The organism is Bradyrhizobium sp. ARR65 (genome assembly GCF_000472385.1).
Taxonomy (GTDB): Bacteria; Pseudomonadota; Alphaproteobacteria; order Rhizobiales; family Xanthobacteraceae; genus Bradyrhizobium.
The window spans coordinates 1-17,052 of sequence record NZ_AWZU01000031.1; the positions used below are offsets into that span (position 1 = coordinate 1).

The 17,052-nt window shown below is 63.4% G+C and carries 14 protein-coding genes; 10 read left to right on the forward strand and 4 right to left on the reverse strand.

The genetic code is table 11. The features are described 5' to 3' along the window. Positions 1 to 436: 436 nt before the first annotated feature. Positions 437 to 883 carry a hypothetical protein gene (locus tag F758_RS0127890; RefSeq protein WP_024510978.1) on the reverse strand — a complete coding sequence of 149 codons (447 nt, stop codon included), beginning with the start codon at positions 881 to 883 and terminating at the stop codon, positions 437 to 439. 525 nt (positions 884 to 1,408) lie between these two features. Here F758_RS0127890 and F758_RS44660 point away from each other — a divergent pair. Beyond that, a complete protein-coding gene (locus F758_RS44660; RefSeq protein ID WP_024510979.1) occupies positions 1,409 to 3,082 on the forward strand; it encodes a carbohydrate-binding domain-containing protein in 1,674 nt (557 codons plus the stop codon). 48 nt (positions 3,083 to 3,130) lie between these two features. Here F758_RS44660 and F758_RS0127900 read toward each other — a convergent pair whose 3' ends face one another. Both F758_RS0127900 and F758_RS0127905 read right to left on the reverse strand, forming a co-directional pair. After that, on the reverse strand, positions 3,131 to 3,733 hold the full coding sequence (locus F758_RS0127900) for a CinA family protein (protein WP_024510980.1): 603 nt from the start codon (positions 3,731 to 3,733) through the stop codon (positions 3,131 to 3,133). A 2-nt stretch (positions 3,734 to 3,735) separates the two neighbouring features. Beyond that, on the reverse strand, positions 3,736 to 4,917 hold the full coding sequence (locus F758_RS0127905) for a bifunctional 2-C-methyl-D-erythritol 4-phosphate cytidylyltransferase/2-C-methyl-D-erythritol 2,4-cyclodiphosphate synthase (RefSeq protein WP_024510981.1): 1,182 nt from the start codon (positions 4,915 to 4,917) through the stop codon (positions 3,736 to 3,738). A 302-nt stretch (positions 4,918 to 5,219) separates the two neighbouring features. Here F758_RS0127905 and dusB point away from each other — a divergent pair, with 302 nt between their 5' ends. The 9 genes from dusB (at position 5,220) to hflX (ending at position 15,922) form a co-directional block, all read left to right on the forward strand. Then, positions 5,220 to 6,221 (forward strand): tRNA dihydrouridine synthase DusB, encoded by a 1,002-nt coding sequence (gene dusB / locus F758_RS0127910; protein WP_084305697.1) that lies wholly within the window; start codon positions 5,220 to 5,222, stop codon positions 6,219 to 6,221. Beyond that, the gene (locus F758_RS0127915; RefSeq protein WP_035723296.1) at positions 6,218 to 7,396 is read left to right on the forward strand and encodes a two-component system sensor histidine kinase NtrB; all 1,179 of its coding nucleotides are present in this window, start codon (positions 6,218 to 6,220) and stop codon (positions 7,394 to 7,396) included. Before dusB ends, F758_RS0127915 begins: the two co-directional genes overlap by 4 nt. 9 nt (positions 7,397 to 7,405) lie before the next feature. After that, positions 7,406 to 8,848: a nitrogen regulation protein NR(I) gene (gene ntrC / locus F758_RS0127920; protein WP_024510984.1), complete on the forward strand. Its 1,443-nt coding sequence runs from the start codon at positions 7,406 to 7,408 to the stop codon at positions 8,846 to 8,848. Between the two features lie 236 nt (positions 8,849 to 9,084). Then, on the forward strand, positions 9,085 to 9,321 hold the full coding sequence (locus F758_RS0127925) for a DUF3551 domain-containing protein (protein ID WP_024510985.1): 237 nt from the start codon (positions 9,085 to 9,087) through the stop codon (positions 9,319 to 9,321). A gap of 314 nt (positions 9,322 to 9,635) precedes the next feature. Next, a complete protein-coding gene (locus F758_RS53025) occupies positions 9,636 to 9,761 on the forward strand; it encodes a hypothetical protein (protein ID WP_349543428.1) in 126 nt (41 codons plus the stop codon). 504 nt (positions 9,762 to 10,265) lie between these two features. Next, positions 10,266 to 12,635 carry a sensor histidine kinase NtrY-like gene (locus F758_RS0127940; protein ID WP_024510987.1) on the forward strand — a complete coding sequence of 790 codons (2,370 nt, stop codon included), beginning with the start codon at positions 10,266 to 10,268 and terminating at the stop codon, positions 12,633 to 12,635. Positions 12,636 to 12,655: 20 nt separating this feature from the next. Then, positions 12,656 to 14,026 (forward strand): nitrogen assimilation response regulator NtrX, encoded by a 1,371-nt coding sequence (ntrX, locus tag F758_RS0127945; protein ID WP_024510988.1) that lies wholly within the window; start codon positions 12,656 to 12,658, stop codon positions 14,024 to 14,026. 259 nt (positions 14,027 to 14,285) lie between these two features. Next, entirely contained in the window at positions 14,286 to 14,534 is a 249-nt protein-coding gene (gene hfq, locus F758_RS0127950) for an RNA chaperone Hfq (RefSeq protein ID WP_006613906.1), read from the forward strand. Positions 14,535 to 14,545: 11 nt separating this feature from the next. Beyond that, the gene (gene hflX, locus F758_RS0127955) at positions 14,546 to 15,922 is read left to right on the forward strand and encodes a GTPase HflX (protein WP_024510989.1); all 1,377 of its coding nucleotides are present in this window, start codon (positions 14,546 to 14,548) and stop codon (positions 15,920 to 15,922) included. Positions 15,923 to 16,086: 164 nt separating this feature from the next. Here the strand turns inward: hflX and mazG are convergent, their stop codons facing one another. Beyond that, positions 16,087 to 16,947, reverse strand: coding sequence for a nucleoside triphosphate pyrophosphohydrolase (gene mazG, locus F758_RS0127960; RefSeq protein ID WP_024510990.1), 861 nt, complete (start codon positions 16,945 to 16,947; stop codon positions 16,087 to 16,089). Positions 16,948 to 17,052: the final 105 nt, after the last annotated feature.

The following is a 17,052-nucleotide window of genomic DNA, read 5'->3' on the forward strand; positions in this document are numbered from 1 at the left end:
GCTTGTTGCCACCGTCGCCGGCGCGAGCATTAAGCATCGTCGCCAACTTGGCGCCTGCATGGGCGCGCCAGGACCACACGACTTCGCCGTCCGCAACAAGTGCTGCTCGTCCATCAACACCATCACGTCCACCGCACCCTGCCCCACGTTTCGTGACGATCGGCCGTAACGCCCCTCTTGCCGGGACAGGGTGCGCGAGACGATGGCGGTGATTTGCCCGACGGTGCAAGCCGACGGCCTGCGGCAGATTAACGCGACGGGCGAATCGGCGCGTTACACATTGGCGACGTCGTCACGTTGCTTTCCCCGCACGAGGCTCGCTGGATCACCGGTGAGACCGTCCGCGGTGAGCGCTTTCAGCGCATCCCGGAATGACGTGGACGACGTCGAGAGCCAAACCCAACGAAGATAATTGAAGGTCGTCGAGCATGATGTTTCAGTGACTCTTGTTCAGAGGTTCCTGACCGCCCCGCGCAGAATCACTCGCAGCGTCGTTGCCCGGGGCCACGGGGGCCTGAGTGGTTTGCTCGCTTTGCCGGGGAGGGGCGCTGCCTGTCGTCGCGCCTTTCTGTGTTCCCATGTTGGTGCCGTAGAGGGACCAGACCATCCACACGATCGCGAAACATACAATGACGACCGGGATGATAAGCGCGTAGGGAACATTTTTTCTTAACCCGAAATCCGGCCTCGCCGCGTTGGCTTCGGCCACCTCTTCGACGTGGCGGACGGCTTGCGTGTTCCGGTCGAGCCGCTCCCGCTCATTGCGCCGCAGCCAGCCGGCGCGCATAGCTGCATACGCAAGAGCCAGCCCGAGAACAATGATCCCCGCTGCCCAGCCCGCCAAAAGCCAGAACGAATACGCGTTCGGAGTCCCGCCGACCATGGATGTGAACTCCTTCGGTGCTTTGCTGCACATTCAGTGCGACTAGTCCAATGATCGGTCGTCCCGCCGGTTCCAAGACTCGATGATTTCGCGGCCCATTTCCGAACGACGCGATCAGCTTGCACCGCTTTCAGCAAAGCTCTCTGTGCACGCGCGGCCTTTGCCACCGAAATGATCTTCAAGCGAAGCGGCGAATGGGAGCGCTGAAACTGATTTGAGGCTCGTCACTGCGTGACATCTGGTCTGACATTTTTGACGTCAGCAAATTCATTCCCTTACCTTCGCCTAACCATCGGAAGTTCCTGTTCGATGGAGACACGTATCGACCTGTGCGGTTCAATCCGGCAGATCAGCGAAGCTGCTGCCTTTGAAATTGTCATCTCGGGGTGACGATGGATGCCTATCATTTCAGCGGTCACAACATCTTGCACCGCCGCATTTGCGTCGTGAAGAGCAACGAAGATGTGGTATGGTTGAATAATTCAGCCGCTTCAATCGACGGTTTCCGATTGCGAGGAGCGTCCGATGATCGATTTGACAGGCTACAAGCTGACATTCGATGACGAGTTCAACGCGAGAAGCATCTCGCTGACGGGGGCCGGCACCACCTGGGCTGATACGCGCGCGGAATGGCGCGGTGATGCGTTTTCTGACGTCGGCTTCGGCACGAGCTCGTTTGTCGATCCCGGCTCGGGCTATGATCCGTTCTCCGTCTCGCAGGGCGCGCTTACGATCACCGCCGTGCCTGATCGAACGCCGTATGGAGTCCCCGGAGCCTGGGAGTCCGGCCTGATTACCACGCAAGGAAATTTTTCCCAGACATACGGTTACTTCGAGATCCGTGCGGATTTCTCGAGCCTGCCCGGCGGTTGGGATGCGTTCTGGCTGCTGCCTGATCATCCGATCCCTGATCCGACCCAGACCGGGCATTGGCAGGAGCTGGATGTCGCCGAACGTTATGGCATTTCCGATTCAACCGTCTACAGCGGCATCCACACCACCGACCCGGGGCCGAACCAGGACTGGCAAGATCTGCTCCAGGTCACGAGCCAGATGCAGAATCCCGCCGGCTATCACACCTATGGCATGAACTGGCAGCCGGATCAGGTCAGTTTCTACATCGACGGCCAGTTCATCGGGTCGCACCCGACGCCGAGCGACATGCACGGCCCCATGTACATGATCGCGGACCTGGCCACGCAGGCAGCCGCCGGCATCGCAGACGTGCCGATCAGCTCGCACATCGACTACATCAGGGTTTTCTCTTCCGATCCGTCCGCAACCGCCGTTGCGCAAGGCACGGTCTCGTCGCCGGACGGACATGATCCCGGCCTGTACGGCGCCACGACGGCTTCGCAGGTCTCACAGGATCCACCACCACCGCCGCCGGCAGGATCGACCGTGATTGGCAGCGGACCGGACCAATTGGTGTTGAAGATCAGCGAAGACGCTTATCTTGGTGACGCCATGTACACCGTCTCGGTCGATGGCGTTCAGATCGGCGACACGCTCACCGCGCACGCCTCTCACGCCGCGGGCCAGGACGAGCTTGTTACGGTCGAAGGCGATTGGGCGCCCGGTAGCCATAGCGTGCTCGTTCACTTTCTCAATGATCGCTGGGACGGCACGCCGCAGACCGATCGCAACCTGTATGTCGACGGCGCGACCTACAACGGAGCTGTCGTCCCGGGAGGCGCGATCGGAAGCGCGGTCGGGCAGACCTTCACCTTCCAGGACACGTCGACGGGGACGACGGCAGCGACTGGAACGACAACAACGTCAACGTCGGCCACATCGGGCCAGACTTCCGGGTCTCAGACCTCATCGACGCAGTCGCCACCGGCGGGCTCGACCGTGATCGGCAGCGGACCGGACCAGTTGGTGCTGAAGATCAGCGAAGACGCCTATGTCGGCGATGCGATGTACACCGTCTCGGTCGATGGCGTTCAGGTCGGAGACACGCTTACCGCGCACGCCTCTCACGCCGCGGGCCAGGACGAGCTCGTCACCGTGGATGGCAATTGGGCCCCCGGCGATCACAGCGTGCTCGTTCACTTCCTCAACGATCGTTGGGACGGCACGCCGCAAGCCGATCGCAACCTCTATGTCGACGGGGCGACCTACAACGGAGCGGTGGTCCCCGGAGGCGCGATCGGAAGCGCGCTCGGGCAGACCTTCACCTTCCACGATTTGGCGTGACATCGGGGCGGCTGCTGCGGCTCAATGCAGTCGCTTGATTGAGGCCAACTATCCTCGGGGTGGTCGCCTTCGCTTCACCGCATGCCGGCGCGGCGTCCGCGCTACCCGCAGCCGCAACCGGCTTGCCGCTTCGCGGCGCGGCTTTGCGCTTGCATGGGGAGCCCGAGCGAGCTCCATCAGCATGCGGAGCGCTTCCACCACGCTGCGCTGGCGCACGGCGGTGCGGCCGATGCCGCCGAAGCGCATTTCGCGATGGATGATGCGGCCGTCGCGGGCAGCGGCGGCGAAATGCACGAGGCCCACCGGCTTGCCGGGAACGGCGCCACCGGGGCCGGCAATGCCGGTGATCGCTACCGCAAGATCGACGCCGGCGCGTTCCAGCGCCCCGATCGCCATTTGGGTTGCGGTCTCCTTGCTGACCGCCCCGAAGGTTGCGAGCGTCGAGGCGTTGACCCCGAGCATCGCGCGCTTGGCTTCATTGGAATAGGTGACAAAGCCGCGGTCCACCACGTCGGACGAGCCGGGAATGTCGGTCAGCGCGCCGGCGACGAGGCCGCCGGTGCAGGACTCGGCGGTCGCAATGGTGAGCTTGCGCATCCGGCACAGATCAAGCAGCGAACGGGCGAGGGGCCGAGCGTCGCTGCCGGTCATTGTCAAGCACTCCAGGGCAGGCGGATGGTGGCGCTCGCGGTGGCGGCGATGCCTTCCTCGCGGCCGGTGAAGCCGAGCTTTTCGGATGTGGTCGCCTTCACGGCCACCCGCGAGATGTCCACCCCCGAAATCTCGGCAATCCGCGCCCGCATCGTGTCGCGCAAGGGTCCGATCTTCGGCCGCTCGCAGATCAGCGTCACCTCGAGATTGGCGATGCGGCCGCCGCGTGCGGTGACGCGGTCCACTGCATATTTCAGGAAGCGATCGGAGGAGGCGCCTTTCCACTTGGCATCGGAAGGCGGGAAGTGGGAGCCGATGTCGCCGTCCGCGAGCGCGCCCAGAATCGCATCGACCAGCGCATGCAGGCCGACGTCGCCGTCGGAATGCGCAAGAAAGCCCTTGGTGTGGGGCACGCGCACGCCGCAGATCATGACATGATCGCCCGCGCCGAAGGCGTGCACGTCATAGCCGGTGCCCGTCCTGATGTCGCCGAGAGACGCGGCCAGGCGCGCTTCCTCGCGCACAAAGTCTTCGGGAGTGGTGAGCTTCATATTGGCAACATCGCCTTCAAAGGTTGCAACCGTCAATCCCGCCCACTCGGCGAGCGCCGCATCATCTGTGAAATCATCGCGTCCCTCCTGCGCCGCGCGGCGGTGCGCCTCCAAAATGACGTCGTAACGAAACGCCTGTGGCGTTTGCGCGATCCGGAGCTGCGCGCGGGCAGGGGTGTCGGCGACATTGCCGCCGGCGTCGACCAGCTTGATGGTGTCGGCTACCGGAATGGTCGGAATCGCAGCGCCGGTCCGGTGTGCGGCCTCGATTGCGCGCGAGATCAGCGCCTGCGAGACAAAGGGGCGCGCCGCATCGTGGATCAACACGATATCGGGCTTTTGCTCGGCCAGCGCCTCGAGCCCGGCACGCACGGATGCCTGCCGCGTCGTGCCGCCATGCGCCGGTTCTCGATGACGCAGACCCTCGGTCGCCGCATTAAACATCGCGGTGTCGTCGGGGTTGAGCACGGGCTGCACGGCATCGATCTGCGGATGCGTGCAGAACGGCTGCATGGCGCGAAAAATTACGGTTTGCCCGGCGATGACGCGATATTGTTTCGGTCCGCCGCTGCCGGCGCGTAAGCCTCGCCCGGCTGCGACAAGGACGGCTGCCGTTCGTTCAGAATTTGCCATGCGACTCAAATATCGGTGATGCGTTGGAGAGGGTTTCGCGCGAAGCGCGGCCCAGGCGGGGCAGCCCATAACACGGGTTGGCCGAAAAGGTGAGAGATTCAGCTTCTCGTCGGCGGTATGAGCAGGGCAGATATTGCTGCAGTGCACTTGCCAGACTGCAAGAATTGTCTAAAGTGTAGGCATAAAGCTTGACTGCACAAGAATTGTGCGCAAAATTGGATCGACAGCAGCCGCGATGATGCGGCTGCGCCCCGAAAGACGAGACATCCGTGAACGGCCCGGACGATCTACGTTCCAAGTCGCTGAGAATAGGCGATATTCAGCTCGCCAACCGGGTCCTACTCGCCCCGATGTCAGGCATTACCGACGCCCCTTTCCGGCGCCTGGCGGCAAGGCTGGGGGCCGGCCTGGTCGTCTCCGAAATGACCGCCAGTGACGATTTGGCTCAGGGCCGCGCCATCTCCAGGTTGCGCTGCGAGGCGGCCGGAATCGGACCCCATGTGGTGCAGCTTGCAGGCTGCGAAGCCCGTTGGATGGCCGAGGGGGTTCGAATCGCCGAACAGGCCGGCGCCGACATCATTGACATCAATATGGGCTGTCCCGCCCGCCACGTGACCGGCGGACAGTCCGGATCGGCGCTGATGCGCGATCTCGACCATGCGACCAGCCTGATCGAAGCGACCGTCGCGGCCGCAACTGTCCCGGTGACGCTGAAGATGCGGCTCGGCTGGGATGATCGCACGCGCAATGCCCCCGAACTGGCGCGCCGGGCTGAGGCCGCCGGCGTGAGGATGGTCACGGTGCACGGCCGCACCCGCGCGCAATTCTACAAGGGCAGTGCCGACTGGGCCGCCGTACGCGCCGTGCGCGAGGCTATTTCCATTCCGCTGGTCGTCAATGGCGACATCACCTCATTCGAGACCGCGGTCACCGCGCTCGACGAATCGGGCGCGGATGCCGTTATGATCGGTCGCGGCGCGCAAGGCGCTCCTTGGGTGCCCGGGCAGATCGCGCGGCGGCTCGCGACCGGGATCGTCGAGGAGACGCCGAGCCTGCCGCAGCAGCTTGCTGACCTGCGCGCGCTCTATGATGAAGTCTGCAGCCATTACGGCTTGCGTGTCGGCCTGCGCCACGCGCGCAAACATCTGTCCTGGGCCCTCGACATTGCGGCCGCTTGCGCGCAGGCGCCCGCCGAGACGCTCAAGGGCTGGCGCGAGCGGATTCTGACGTCGGACGATCCGCGCCGCGTGCATCAGGCCCTCACCGAAGCGTTCGACGACTTTGCATGGAGTGCCGCTGCATGACGACGACAGCCGCAGAACATCGCAAGGCACTGCTATCCGACAGCGATGCGATCCTGAACGCGCTGCCCAATCCGGTGCTGCTGATCGGGCCGGACGGCAAGATCATCGACGCCAATAACGCCGCCGAGGCCTTCTTCGATCTCTCGACGCAGTTCCTGCAGCGCCAGTCGCTGAAGGAGCTGGTGCCGTTTGGCAGTCCCTTGCTGTCCTTGATCGACCAGGTGCGGTCGGGCAATTCGCCGGTCAATGAATACAAGGTCGATCTCGGCACGCCGCGCAACGGCGGCGATCGCCAGGTGGACCTGCACGTCGCGCCGCTCACAGAGCGGCCGGGCCATATCGTGGTAATGCTGCAGGAGCGCACCATCGCCGACAAGATGGACCGCCAGCTCACCCATCGCAGTGCCGCGCGCTCGGTGATCGCGCTGGCCGCCATGCTCGCGCATGAGATCAAGAACCCGCTCTCCGGTATCCGTGGCGCGGCGCAACTCCTGGAGCAGCAGGCCTCGTCCGAGGACCGCATGCTGACGCGGCTGATCTGCGATGAGGCCGACCGTATCGTGACGCTCGTCGACCGCATGGAAGTGTTCGGCGACGACCGTCCGGTGGCGCGCGGCCCCGTCAACATCCATTCCGTGCTCGATCACGTGAAGCGGCTGGCGCAATCGGGATTTGCCCGCAACGTCCGCTTTGTCGAGGATTACGATCCCTCGTTGCCGCCCGTGCTCGCCAATCAGGACCAGTTGATCCAGGTGTTCCTGAACCTGGTGAAGAACGCGGCTGAAGCGGTGGTCGATCTCGGGACCGATGCCGAAATCCAGCTTACCACCGCGTTCCGGCCGGGCGTGCGGCTCTCGGTTCCTGGCAAGAAATCGCGTGTCTCCTTGCCGTTAGAATTTTGTGTCAAAGACAATGGTCCCGGCGTGCCGGAGGACCTGTTGCCCAATCTGTTCGATCCGTTCGTGACGACGAAGCAGACCGGCAGCGGCCTCGGTCTCGCGCTGGTCGCGAAGATCGTCGGCGACCACGGCGGCATCATCGAATGCGAGTCGCAGCCGCGCAAGACCATCTTCCGGGTGCTGATGCCCATGTACAACAGCGCCAAACAGCAACCAGAGCAAAGCCATCGCGATGACGTTCCGGGGACGCCGTTGCATGCCTCACAGGACCGATGAGGACTAACAATGCCTGCAGGAAGCATTCTTGTCGCCGATGACGACACCGCCATCCGGACGGTTCTCAATCAGGCTCTCTCGCGCGCCGGCTATGAAGTCCGGCTCACCGGGAACGCCGCCACCTTGTGGCGCTGGGTCAGCCAGGGCGAGGGCGACCTCGTCATCACCGACGTGGTGATGCCGGACGAAAACGCGTTCGACCTCTTGCCGCGCATCAAGAAGATGCGACCGAACCTCCCGGTCATCGTGATGAGCGCGCAGAACACTTTCATGACCGCGATCCGCGCGTCCGAGCGCGGCGCATATGAATACCTGCCAAAGCCCTTCGATCTGAAGGAGCTTATCGCGATCGTGGGCCGCGCGCTCGCCGAGCCGAAGGAGCGCACGCCGAGCCAGCCCGACGAGCAGGAATTCGAATCGATCCCGCTGGTCGGCCGCTCGCCGGCGATGCAGGAAATCTACCGCGTGCTGGCGCGATTGATGCAGACCGATCTTACCGTGATGATTTCGGGCGAGTCCGGCACCGGCAAGGAGCTGGTGGCGCGCGCGCTGCACGACTACGGCAAGCGGCGCAATGGGCCGTTCGTTGCGGTCAACATGGCGGCGATCCCGCGCGATCTCATCGAATCGGAACTGTTCGGCCATGAGCGCGGCGCGTTCACCGGCGCCAACACCCGCGCCTCGGGCCGCTTCGAACAGGCCGAAGGGGGCACGCTGTTTCTGGACGAGATCGGCGACATGCCGATGGAGGCGCAGACCCGGCTATTGCGCGTGCTGCAGCAAGGCGAATACACCACCGTCGGCGGCCGTACCCCGATCAAGACCGACGTGCGCATTGTCGCCGCCTCGAACAAGGATTTGCGCATCCTGATCCAGCAGGGCCTGTTTCGCGAAGACCTGTTCTTCCGCCTCAACGTGGTGCCGCTGCGGCTGCCGCCGCTGCGCGAGCGCATCGAGGATTTGCCGGACCTCGTGCGGCACTTCTTCGCCCTTGCCGAGAAGGACGGCTTGCCGCCGAAGAAGCTGGACGCGCTGGCGCTGGAGCGGCTCAAGCAGCATCGCTGGCCGGGAAATGTGCGTGAATTGGAAAATCTCGCCCGGCGGCTCGCGGCGCTCTATCCGCAGGACGTCATCACCGCCTCGGTCATCGACGGCGAGCTGGCGCCTCCGGCGGTGACCGCCGGCGCCGCCGTCCAGCACGGCATCGACAATCTCGGTGGCGCCGTGGAGGCATATTTGTCGTCGCACTTCCAAGGCTTCCCGAACGGCGTGCCGCCGCCGGGCCTCTATCACCGCATCCTCAAGGAGATCGAGGTTCCGCTGCTCACCGCAGCGCTGGCGGCAACCCGCGGAAATCAGATCCGGGCGGCCGACCTGCTCGGGCTCAACCGCAACACGCTGCGGAAAAAAATCCGCGACCTCGACATCCAGGTCTATCGCAGCGGCAATTGACGCTATGGAACCCCGCCTGCTGGAGGATCTAGCAGGCGGGGCCGCTTCGAGCTTGGGAGACCGAAGCTGCGCCTCTGAGAACGGCGCGCGGTCATCCTGCAATGCGAAGCTTACACGTCGCTTACAACATGGGCCTATCCACGACTTCGGCGCGAAGAGGCCGGACGCAACTTACGATAGGAACGGTAAGGGGGTCGGAGCGTTCATCATCAAACCCGACCCGAGGAGCCAGTCAGATGCATCGCATTCTGTTCGCCGGCATGTCTGCTGTTGCCTTGCTTGTCGTTGCCGCCTCGCTCTCGCCGGCATCCGCCGCGGGACGTTACTGCCTGCAGGGGAGAACCTGGGGCTATCCAGGCAATTGTCAATTCGCCACCTATCGCGAGTGCATGGCGAGTGCAGCCGGCACCAATGCGACCTGTGGCATCAACCCGCGCTATGCTTTCGCACGCCAGCGTCGCGGCTACCGGTAACGGGCCGCTTCCGTTCGCATTTGCACGCCATCCGGACGCACGGGGAACTTCGTAAGTCCCGGTGCGTTGGTTCGGCTGAACAACCCAACCGAGTTGCGTGCGAATGCGATCGCGGGTCCGCCAAACGCTTACACAAAGGCTGAGAGTGGCGCTGCCGATTGGGTCGGCTTCGGCTCGCTCGGGTCCGGAGCCGGAGTCTCGGCCCCGAACCCGGTAGGCCGCTCGTGAGCAGCAAGCGTCCAGACACTCTTTCCCCAGAACAGGCAGCGCGGCAGGACCGACAGCGGCGAGCTGCCGAGGAGGGTGCGCAAGCCATGAAAGAGGTCGCCGAGAAAGCAATAGCGGTGCGGGCAAATATGGCGCGGCTTCGTGAACTCAGGCTCGCCAAGGAAGCCGCCGACAACCGGACCAGGACCGCCAAGGCAAGCCGCAAAACCTAGTCCACGCAGCCAGTTCGGCCCGGACCACGTGCCGGTTTAGTGAACCAGCTCACAAAAAATACCCGCGACATCATGTAGGTGAATGTCGTCTGACTCCGATCACCTCATGATCGGAAGAAGGAGAGCAATTGAGCCCGAGAATGGAGCACGAGATGTCGCCCCTGGAACGGCAGGCCGCAGACGCTCTGCGTCGCGCGCGCCGGCTCCCGATCGGCCCGGATCGAAACGATTTGCGGCAGCTTGCAATGGGTCTTCTGTGGCTCCACCGGCACGGCATGGATGCGCTGGTGGAACGCCGCTCCGTCATACGCGAGGGCCGCTCCCTCGATACATCCGAGCCCGCATAGGTTTGCCGCGACATTTCGAAAGGTTTGGTTCGCTTGTGGATGAATATTTCGATGGCAGACGCGCCGCGGAATTGTCGCAATTCGGCAACATTGTGATATGAATGCATCAGTTCGCATCCCGCGAATGTGACCCGCTTCAGCACCACACCTTGCCGGAATGATCAGCGCAGAGGCCGCACCAGCACCGTTCGATCCATCGCTTGCTGAGCCGAAGCGGTCGTCCCTGCGGCGCTGGCTGGCGCCGTTTGCGGTCGGCATCGCGCTCCTGTCGGCGTTCCTGACCTTCATCGTCCTGACAGGGCTCACCCGGATCCCACCGACCCCGCCGGTGGTGAAGTCGTTCTACCTGATTAACGTCGCCACCATTCTGCTCCTGGTGGGGATCATTCTCCGCGAAGTCTGGCAGATGGTGCTGGCGCGGCGCCGTGGCCGGGCCGCGGCGCGCCTGCACATCCAGGTCGTCGGGCTTTTCTCGGTAATCGCCGTGTTGCCGGCGGTGCTGGTGGCGATCATCGCCAACGTCACCATCGACCGCGGCCTCGACCGGCTGTTTTCGGGGCCGACGCGGGAAGTCATTCAGAACTCGCTGACCATTGCCCGCGCCTATGTGCAGGAACATGCCCAGCTCATTCGCGGCGACATTCTGGGAATGGCCGTCGACATCAGCCATGCAAGGCCGTTGTACGATCAGGATCGCGGCTCATTTCTGCAATTGCTGACGGCGAGTGCCGTCGCCCGCAATCTGCCGGGCGCCATGATCATGGACAAGGACGCCAAGCCGTTGGTCACGGCGGATACCGGCTCTCAGCTACCCTATTCGCCGCCGTCACCCGACTTCCTGAAAAATGTCAATGAGGACGAGCCCGAAATCGCGGTGCTGCCCGATTCGAATTCGGTCGCGGCAGTGATCCGGTTGCGGGCTTTTACCGACACGTTCCTTTATGTCGAGCGCGTGCTCGACCCGCGCGTGGTGGCGCAACTCAAGCAGACCGAGGCCAGCGTCGCCGGCTATTCCGAAATGGAATCGCAACGGCTCGGCATTCAGGTCGCCTTCGCGCTGATGTTTGCCGTGATCGCGCTGACCATCCTGATGGCTTCGGTCCTGATCGGGCTGAATTTCGCCAACTGGCTGGTAGCCCCGATCCGGCGCCTGATGAACGCGGCCAATATGGTCTCCACCGGCGATCTGCATGTGCAGGTGCCGGTTATGAAGTCGGAAGGCGATCTCGCCCAGTTGGGTGAGACCTTCAACAAGATGACGCAGGAGCTGCGCACCCAGCGCGACGAACTCGTCAACGCGAGCGAGCTGATCGACAGCCGGCGCCGTTTCATCGAGGGCGTGCTGTCGTCGGCCAGCGCCGGCATCATCGGCGTCGATGCGTCCGGCAGCATCGGCATTCTCAACCGTTCCGCGGAAAAGCTGATCGGCCATGCCGAATCCGAGACGCTGGACCATCCGCTCTCCGATGTGCTGCCCGAACTCGATGAATTGATGAAGACCGCGCGCGAGGGCAACCAGCGCCTCGTCCAGGGGCAGGTGACGCTCCTGCGCGACGGCAGCGAGCGCAATCTCTCGGTTCGCATCAGCGCAGAGAAGAGCAGCCAATCCTCGCGGGACAGCTACATCATCACGCTCGACGACATCACCGAGCTGGTCTCGGCGCAGCGCACCTCGGCCTGGGGCGATGTGGCGCGCCGCATCGCCCACGAGATCAAGAATCCGTTGACGCCGATACAGCTCTCTGCCGAACGCATCCGCCGCAAATTCGGCAAGGTCATCACCGACGACAAGGCGGTGTTCGACCAATGCACCGAAACCATCGTGCGCCAGGTCGACGATATCAGGCGGATGGTCGATGAGTTCTCACGTTTCGCGCGCATGCCCAAGCCGGTGATCGAGGGCGAGGACGTGGCCGACACCGTGCGGCAGGCCGTGTTCCTGATGAAGGTGGGGCACCCCGATATCGATATCGAAACCGACATCAAGGAAGATCCGCTGCGCGCGCAGTTCGATCGGCGGCTGATCTCCCAGGCGCTGACCAACATCATCAAGAACGCGACCGAAGCCATCGAGGCGGTGGCGCCGGACGAATTGGGCAAGGGCCGTATCGACGTCGTCGCCCAGCGCGAGAAGGACGAGATCATCATCGACGTCATCGACAACGGGATCGGACTGCCCAAAGTGGCGCGCCAGCGCCTGCTCGAACCCTATGTGACGACGCGCGCCAAGGGCACGGGCCTTGGGCTTGCCATCGTCGGGCGCGTGCTCGAGGACCATGGTGGGCGCATCGAACTCAAGGATGCATCCGATTTCCGGCCCGGCCAGCGCGGCGCGTGGATGCGCCTGCGTTTTGCGGTCTCGGGACATGCATCGAAAATCGAGGTGAAGGGGCAGGGTACGGACAACAATCCGACGATGAGCGAAACGAAACCGACGGACGAAACAAAACAGCCGGCATCCGAAACCAACAACTCGGCTGAAGCGACCAACAGTGACACAAAAACCGAAGCCGCAACAGGCAACTGACGAGAGGCAGGGTGGGACCGATGGCAAGTGATATTTTGATCGTCGACGACGAGGCCGATATTCGTGAACTGGTTGCGGGCATTCTCGACGATGAGGGATTTTCGACCCGCACCGCGCGCGACAGCGATACGGCGCTCGCCGAGATCGCCAACCGCCGCCCGCACCTGGTGTTTCTCGACATCTGGCTGCAAGGCTCCAAGCTCGACGGCCTGCAGCTCCTGGAGCAGATCAAGCGCGATCATCCCGATCTGCCTGTCGTCATGATCTCCGGTCACGGCAACATCGAAACCGCCGTCGCCGCGATCAAGCGCGGCGCCTATGACTTCATCGAGAAGCCGTTCAAATCGGATCGGCTCATCCTCGTGGCGACGCGCGCGCTGGAGACGTCGCGACTGAAACGGGAAGTGCGGGAATTGAAACAGCTTGCGCCGACCGCGAGCATTCTGACCGGACGCTCGCCGTCCATGAACCAGCTCCGGCAGACGATCGAGCGCGCGGCGAAGGCCAACAGCCGCATCCTGATCGTCGGCCCCGCCGGTTCGGGGAAGGAACTGGTGGCGCGTACGCTGCATGCTGCTTCCAATCGCGCCGATGGACCGTTCGTGGTGATCAATGCCGCGGCCATCACGCCGGAGCGGATGGAAGTCGAACTGTTCGGCATCGAGCAGTCCAACGGCGAGCAGCCGCGCAAAACCGGCGCGCTGGAGGAGGCGCATGGCGGCACCCTGTTCATCGACGAAATCGGCGACATGCCGCGGGAGACCCAGAACAAGATCCTGCGGGTACTGGTCGACCAGACTTTCCAGCGCCAGGGCGGCACCACAAAAGTCCATGTCGACGTCCGCATCATTTCCTCGACCGCGCGCAACCTCGAAGAGGAAATCGCCGCCGGCCACTTCCGCGAGGACCTCTATCATCGGCTCTCGGTGGTGCCGATCCGGGTGCCGCCGCTGTCGGAGCGGCGGGAGGACATCCCCGAACTGATCGACTATTTCATGGACCAGATCTCGGCCACCACCGGCCTGCCGAAGCGGCAGATCGGCCAGGACGCGATGGCGGTGCTGCAGTCGCATGTCTGGCCGGGCAATGTCCGCCAGTTGCGCAACAACGTCGAGCGCGTCATGATTCTGGCCGCCGGCGGGCCGGAAACCATCATTACCGCTGATATGCTGCCGCAGGACGTCGGCTCCATGGTCCCGGCGATGCCGACCAGCAACAATGGCGAGCACATCATGGGCCTGCCCTTGCGCGAGGCGCGCGAGGTGTTCGAGCGGGATTATTTGATCGCCCAGATCAGCCGCTTCTCCGGCAATATCTCGCGGACCGCGGAATTTGTCGGTATGGAGCGATCGGCGCTGCACCGGAAGCTGAAGGCGCTCGGGGTCGGCTGAGAGGCGGAAATCCCAAAAAGCGGTGCAGTTTCATGCATTTGCTTGGGAAAATTCGCCTTTCTTCGAAAGTTTTGCAAAGAAATCTACGATTTAGCCCTCCCACTGCCGTCTCAAGCGGCTTGCCTAAAAACCGGACCTGCCCTCTAATCGGCTCGCCGCACCCCCAGAGGGGGACTCAAGGGGTGGGGCAGCCGGGGAATGCCCCATCAGAGGGCGGCAACCGGTTCAATAAAAAGAAGCACATAGCGGGATAAAAACAATGGCGGCAGACCGCGCACAAAATCTACAAGACACCTTCCTCAATCACGTTCGTAAAACCAAAACGCCACTGACGATCTTTCTGGTCAATGGGGTGAAGCTGCAGGGCATTGTCACTTGGTTCGACAACTTCTGCTTGCTGTTGCGGCGCGATGGACACTCGCAGCTTGTGTACAAGCACGCGATCTCGACCATCATGCCGGGTGCACCCATCCAGTTGTTCGAAGGCGGCGAGGATGCGTCGGCTTGAGAGTGATCTGATTGGAGCCCCGAGAGCGAGAACGGGGAGCTGACCGTCCGCGGTCGGCGGGACAGAAATCAACCGGGCGGGTGATCGTCATCGGCCCGTATATACGGATGCGCCGCGGCGGAGTCGAAGCGCAAACGGACGAACGTGCCTCGCGCGATTTCGAGGCCCGGCTCGATGAAGCCAAGGGCCTCGCTCGCGCCATCGATCTCGAGGTCGTCGATGCCCTGATCGCGCCGATCAGCGAAATCAGGCCGGCGACCTATCTCGGCAAGGGCAAGGTCGAGGAAATCACAGGCCTTGTCAGCGCGCGAGATGCGGAGCTCGTGGTGATGGATTGCGCGCTCTCGCCAATCCAGCAGCGCAATCTGGAGAAGGCCTGGAACACCAAGGTGCTCGACCGCACCGGGCTGATCCTGGAAATCTTCGGCCGCCGCGCCAAGACCAGGGAGGGCGCGCTGCAGGTCGAGCTCGCCCATCTGAACTATCAGCGTAGCCGCCTGGTGCGGTCCTGGACGCACCTGGAACGCCAGCGCGGCGGCTTTGGCTTCATGGGCGGCCCGGGCGAAACGCAGATCGAAGCGGACCGACGGCTGATCGGCGAGCGCATCACGCGTCTCGAGAATGAATTGAAGAAGGTTCAGGCGACGCGACGGCTGCATCGCGCAGGACGCAAACGCGTGCCCTATCGCGTGATCGCGCTGGTCGGCTACACCAATGCCGGCAAATCGACGCTGTTCAACCGGCTGACCCGCGCCGACGTGCAGGCCGCCGACATGCTGTTCGCAACGCTCGATCCGACGCTGCGCGCGATCCATCTGCCGCATGGCGGCAAGGCGATGCTGTCGGACACCGTCGGCTTCATCTCCAACCTGCCGACCCAGCTCGTCGCGGCGTTCCGCGCCACGCTGGAAGAGGTGCTGGAAGCCGACGTCATCCTGCATGTTCGCGACATCTCCCATGAAGATGCGGAGGCACAGCAGCGCGATGTCGACGCCGTGCTGCGCCAGCTCGGCATCGATCCCGACCCCGGGCGTATTCTTGAAGTCTGGAACAAGATCGACCGCTTCAGCCCGGAGGAGCGCGAGAAGCTCGCCAATATCGCCGCGCGCCGTCCGCCGGAGCATCCGTGCCTGTTGGTGTCAGCGCAAACCGGGGAGGGCATCGACGCGCTGCTGGCTGCGATTGAAGATCGGCTCGCGGCTGCACGCGTCACGCTGGATCTGTCGATCGATGCGTCTGACGGCGCCGGCATCTCCTGGCTGCACCGCAATTCGGAAGTGCTCAATAAGGAGCTCCACGACGGCCGTTTCGATATGACCGTGCGCGTGGACCCGAGCAAGCGCGACATTGTGGTGTCGCGGTTTGATGCAGAGCCGCATGGGATGTAGCTGTCGCTCCTGAGAAAGTATGCGACGGCAGGGGCCCACAACTTTATCGCCATCACCCTGAGGAGCGCGCATCGCGCGCGTCTCGAAGCGCGACGGCCCGTCTCTCACAGCGGGGGCCGTTCATCCTTCGAGGCTCGCTATCGCGAGCACCTGAGGACGACGGTTCAACTTGGGCGTTCGCTTTGCTCGGCCGGCTGGGACGACGGAGAGCTTTCGTTGCGCTTCGCCTCGTTCCACAGCGCATCCATCTCATCGAGTGAAGCTTCCTCCAGCGTTAGCCCGCGTGCCTCCAGCGCGCGCTCGATATAGGCAAAGCGGCGCTCGAATTTGGCGTTGGAGGCGCGTAGCGCCATGTCGGGGTCGGCGCCGACATGGCGGGCGAGATTGACCAGCGCGAACAGGAGATCGCCGGTCTCGCTTTCGAGCTCGGCCTTGTCGTTGCGCTCCAACGCAGCCTCGATCTCGTCGGCCTCTTCGCGGATCTTCTTCAACACCGCGCGCGGATCGTTCCAGTCAAAACCGACGGTCGATGCCTTGCGCTGTAATGCCATCGCACGGCTCAGCGCCGGCTGGCCGGCCTTGACGCCTGACAGCACCGATTTGTGGGTGTGTTCTTCCGCGGGACGGCGCGCGGCACGCTCGGCCTTTTCTTCCGCCTTGATGCGGTCCCAGTTGCCCTTGACGTCGGCCGGCGTCAGTTCCCCGTTCTCGTCACCGAAGACATGCGGGTGCCGGCGGATCATCTTTCTTGTGATGGCTTCCACGACATCGCCAAAAGCAAAGGCGTGCTGCTCTTCGGCCATGCGGGCATGGAACACGACCTGCAGCAGGAGATCGCCGAGCTCCTCGCGCAGATCGTCGAGGTCGCCACGCGCAATCGCGTCGGCGACCTCATAGGCTTCTTCGATGGTGTAGGGGGCGATCGTCGTAAAATTCTGCACGAGGTCCCAGGGGCAGCCCGTCACCGGCGTGCGCAGCCTCGCCATGATCTCGAGCAGGACGGCGATATCGCGGGAAGGAGTCATGGCGATTGGAGTTCCCTAACAGAAAGGCTGGCTTCTCTATGCCGCAAGATGCGGCGCGGTCCCAGTCTCAAACAGCGCTGATTTCCACTTGTTCGCCGGAAATGC

Coding starts and splice junctions, on each gene's coding strand:
- F758_RS0127890 (WP_024510978.1), bottom strand. CDS start 883: ATGGTCGGCGGGACTCCGAACGCGTATTCGTTCTGGCTTTTGGCGGGC.
- F758_RS44660 (WP_024510979.1), top strand. CDS start 1,409: ATGATCGATTTGACAGGCTACAAGCTGACATTCGATGACGAGTTCAAC.
- F758_RS0127900 (WP_024510980.1), bottom strand. CDS start 3,733: ATGACCGGCAGCGACGCTCGGCCCCTCGCCCGTTCGCTGCTTGATCTG.
- F758_RS0127905 (WP_024510981.1), bottom strand. CDS start 4,917: ATGGCAAATTCTGAACGAACGGCAGCCGTCCTTGTCGCAGCCGGGCGA.
- F758_RS0127915 (WP_035723296.1), top strand. CDS start 6,218: ATGACGACGACAGCCGCAGAACATCGCAAGGCACTGCTATCCGACAGC.
- ntrC (WP_024510984.1), top strand. CDS start 7,406: ATGCCTGCAGGAAGCATTCTTGTCGCCGATGACGACACCGCCATCCGG.
- F758_RS0127925 (WP_024510985.1), top strand. CDS start 9,085: ATGCATCGCATTCTGTTCGCCGGCATGTCTGCTGTTGCCTTGCTTGTC.
- F758_RS53025 (WP_349543428.1), top strand. CDS start 9,636: ATGAAAGAGGTCGCCGAGAAAGCAATAGCGGTGCGGGCAAATATGGCG.
- F758_RS0127940 (WP_024510987.1), top strand. CDS start 10,266: ATGATCAGCGCAGAGGCCGCACCAGCACCGTTCGATCCATCGCTTGCT.
- ntrX (WP_024510988.1), top strand. CDS start 12,656: ATGGCAAGTGATATTTTGATCGTCGACGACGAGGCCGATATTCGTGAA.
- hfq (WP_006613906.1), top strand. CDS start 14,286: ATGGCGGCAGACCGCGCACAAAATCTACAAGACACCTTCCTCAATCAC.
- mazG (WP_024510990.1), bottom strand. CDS start 16,947: ATGACTCCTTCCCGCGATATCGCCGTCCTGCTCGAGATCATGGCGAGG.